The organism is Kitasatospora nipponensis, from assembly GCF_039528135.1.
Taxonomy (GTDB): Bacteria; Actinomycetota; Actinomycetes; order Streptomycetales; family Streptomycetaceae; genus Kitasatospora; species Kitasatospora nipponensis.
The window spans coordinates 1-3,235 of sequence record NZ_BAAALF010000299.1 but is presented as its reverse complement, the minus strand read 5'-3'; the positions used below and the strand labels follow the sequence as shown (position 1 = coordinate 3,235).

The 3,235-nt window shown below is 73.1% G+C and carries 4 protein-coding genes; 2 read left to right on the top strand and 2 right to left on the bottom strand.

The genetic code is table 11. From position 1 onward, the window contains the following. Positions 1-58 precede the first annotated feature (58 nt). Positions 59-823, bottom strand: a complete 765-nt coding sequence (locus ABD323_RS38770) for an alpha/beta fold hydrolase (RefSeq protein WP_344446805.1) — start codon at positions 821-823, stop codon at positions 59-61. Between the two features lie 105 nt (positions 824-928). On the opposite strand from ABD323_RS38770, the gene ABD323_RS38765 reads away from it, so the two are divergent. Both ABD323_RS38765 and ABD323_RS38760 read left to right on the top strand, forming a co-directional pair. Continuing rightward, positions 929-1,945, top strand: coding sequence for an ABC transporter ATP-binding protein (locus ABD323_RS38765; RefSeq protein ID WP_344446804.1), 1,017 nt, complete (start codon positions 929-931; stop codon positions 1,943-1,945). Between the two features lies 1 nt (position 1,946). Continuing rightward, positions 1,947-2,735, top strand: coding sequence for an ABC transporter permease (locus ABD323_RS38760; RefSeq protein ID WP_344446803.1), 789 nt, complete (start codon positions 1,947-1,949; stop codon positions 2,733-2,735). Between the two features lie 35 nt (positions 2,736-2,770). Here ABD323_RS38760 and ABD323_RS38755 read toward each other — a convergent pair whose 3' ends face one another. Next, on the bottom strand, positions 2,771-3,100 hold the full coding sequence (locus tag ABD323_RS38755) for an ATP/GTP-binding protein (protein WP_425556309.1): 330 nt from the start codon (positions 3,098-3,100) through the stop codon (positions 2,771-2,773). Positions 3,101-3,235: the final 135 nt, after the last annotated feature.

The window sequence follows — 3,235 nt, the reverse complement described above, 5'->3', positions numbered from 1 at the left end:
TCCCCCCTTCCGCGTTCCCGCCCGGCCCGGCCGGCCCGGGCGCCCGGACGTCTCCGGTTCAGTCCACCCGGCGCAGCAGGGCCAGCACCGCCGCGTTGAACGCCGCCGGGGCTTCCAGCGCGCTGAGGTGGCCCGCCGCCGCGACGACCGTCAGCTCCGCGGCCGGCAGCGCCGCGACCATCGCCTCGTCGTCGGTGACCGGCGTGATCGCGTCCCGCTCGCCGACCACCACCGCGACCGGCACCCGCAGCCCGGCCAGCACCTGGAAGCTCTCGCCGCGGGCGGCCATCGCGCGCTGCGCCCAGGCCACCGCCCGCGGGTCGGCGGCGGCGACCATGCCCCGCACCTCGGCGAGCAGCCGCGGTCCGGCGTCCGGGCCGAGCAGGGTGTCCTCCATCCGCTCCTCGGCGAGCAGCGCCACGCTGCGCCGGGCCAGCACCGCGCTCGCGATCCGCTCGCGGTTCGCGCGGGCCGCCTCGGTGTCGGCGCTCGCCTTGGTGTCGGCGAGCAGCAGGCCTGCGAGCCGGTCCGGGTGGCGGCGGGCGAAGGCCAGCGCCAGGTAGCCGCCCATCGACAGTCCGCCGACGACCGCGCGCTCGAGGCCGGCCGCGTCCAGCAGGCGGGCCAGGTCGTCGACCCAGTGCTCCAGCGAGGGCACGCCGGGCGGCGGCGGGGAGCCGTCGAAGCCGCGCAGGTCCGGGGCCAGCACCCGGGCACCGGCCAGCGACCCGTCGAGCTGCCCGCGCCACATCGCGGAGGTGAGCGGGAAGGCGTGCAGCAGCACCAGCGGGGTGGCGGACTGCTGGGGATGGGGATCGGTCATGGCGCCCACCGTAGGGCCTGGGGCAGCGACCGAAAGGCCGCGCCGTCCGGGCCGGTCTGTCTGATTTGTCATAACCTGACGAGGTATGAGCGACAGGGAGCGGCGATGATCGAACTGCACGAGCTGACCAAACGGTACGGCGACAAGACCGCAGTGGACGGGCTGAGCTTCCAGGTGCCGCAGGGGGTGGTCACCGGGTTCCTCGGCCCCAACGGTGCCGGCAAGTCCACCACCATGCGGATGATCCTCGACCTCGACCGGCCCAGCAGCGGCCGGGTGACCCTCGACGGCCGGCGCTACGGGCAGCTCGCCGAGCCGCTGAAGTACATCGGCGCGCTGCTGGAGGCCAAGGCGGTGCACCCCGGGCGCACCGCCCGCGACCACCTGCTCTGGCTGGCGCAGAGCAACCGGATCCCCACCCGCCGGGTGGACGAGGTGCTGGCCCTGGTGGGCCTGACCGACGTGGCCCGCAAGCGCGCCCGCGGCTTCTCGCTGGGCATGGGCCAGCGCCTGGGCATCGCCAGCGCGCTGCTCGGCGACCCGGAGATCCTGATGTTCGACGAGCCGGTCAACGGGCTCGACCCCGAGGGCATCCTGTGGATCCGCAACCTGATGAAGCGCCTGGCCGGCGAGGGCCGCACGGTCTTCGTCTCCTCGCACCTGATGAGCGAGATGGCGCTGACCGCCGACCACCTGGTGGTGATCGGCAAGGGCCGGCTGCTGGCCGACCTGTCGATGGCCGACTTCATCGAGCAGAACTCGCGCTCCGCGGTACGGCTGCGCACCCCGCAGCCGGAGCTGCTGCTGGACGTGCTCGCCGCGCAGCCGCTGACCGTCGAGGCGGGCCCCGGGGGCAGCTACGAGGTGGTGGACGGCGACCCGGCCAAACTCGGCGACCTGGCCGCCGCCAACGGCATCACGCTGCACGAGCTGAGCCCGCAACGCGCCTCGCTGGAGGAGGCGTTCATGCAGATGACCGCCGACTCGGTGGAGTACCACGCGGGCGCGCAGGTGGTGGCCGGCACGGACGCGGCCGGTGCGGCCGGCACCTGGGGAGCCGGCTGGCAGCCGCCGGCGGGCGGGCGCAAGAAGCGGGCCAAGCAGCAGAAGGGTGCGAACTGAGATGGTTGAACGGTCGGCCGGCACGGCCTCCTTCCCCGCGATCCTGCAGTCCGAGTGGACCAAGATCCGCAGCGTCCGCTCCACCGTCTGGACCCTGCTGCTCTCCTTCCTGGTGACGGTCGCGCTCGGCGCGCTGATCTCCCTGCTCACCAAGAACAACTTCAGCGACTTCACCAAGGACGCCAAGACCCCCTTCGACGCCACCGCCACCAGCTTCGCCGGCATCATGCTCGGCGAGATCGCGATGATCGTCTTCGGGGTGCTGGCGGTCGGCAACGAGTACAGCAGCGGGATGATCCGGGTCTCGCTGGCCGCCGTCCCGCAGCGCGGCACCCTGCTGACCGGCAAGGCCGTGGTCATCGGCGCACTGTCGCTGCTGGCCTCGCTGGTGACCGCCTTCATCACGTTCTTCCTCGGCCAGGCACTGCTCGGGGACCACCACACCACGCTCGGCTCACCGGGCGTGCTGCGCGCGGTGCTCGGCGCGGCGGTCTACCTGATGCTGCTGTGCCTCTTCTCGGCCGGCGTCACGGCCATGCTGCACAACCAGACGCTGGCGCTGGGCGTGCTGGTGCCGTTCTTCTTCCTGCTCTCGCCGATCCTCTCGGCGGTGCCCAAGGTGAAGAACGTGGCGCACTACTTCCCGGACTACGCGGGCCGCCAGATGCTGTCGGTCTTCCAGGCACCGGGCGAGCCCTACGGCTGGGTGGGCGGCTTCCTCATCTGCGGCGCCTGGACACTGGCCGCCCTGCTCGGCGGGGCCGCGGTGCTCAAGAAGCGCGACGCCTGAGGCGCCGGCCCGGGCGCGGGCCGCGGGAGGGGCACTCAGTACCTGGGGGCCCCGCGGCCGCGCTGGACCGCCGAACCGCGCCGCTCGCGGGCGCCCCAGCAGGCCCGGTGCCAGTGCCGCCGGTCGTCCACCCCGGCGCCGTACGAGGGCCAGGCCACCACGTGACCGGTCCCCGGCGGGATCTCCTGGTCGCAGCCCGGGCAGCGGTAGTGCCGCCCGGCCGTGCCCGCCACCGTCTGCACCACCCACTCCTCGCCCTGGTAGCTCTCGGTGCGCCGCAGCGAGCCGCCTAGCGGAGTACCGGTGGGCTCGTCGGCGGCAGTGGCGGTGATCCACTTCCGCTGCTGATTACGACGGGGCGACACGTCTGCACCTCTCGGTGGGCTCTGACTGGTCGTTCCAGGGTAAGGGTGCCCGGCAGCGGAATCCGGTACTACCACGGGAGCCGGTGGACCTTCACGGTTTCCCCGAAGATCGGGTGGATCTCCGGGGAAACCGTG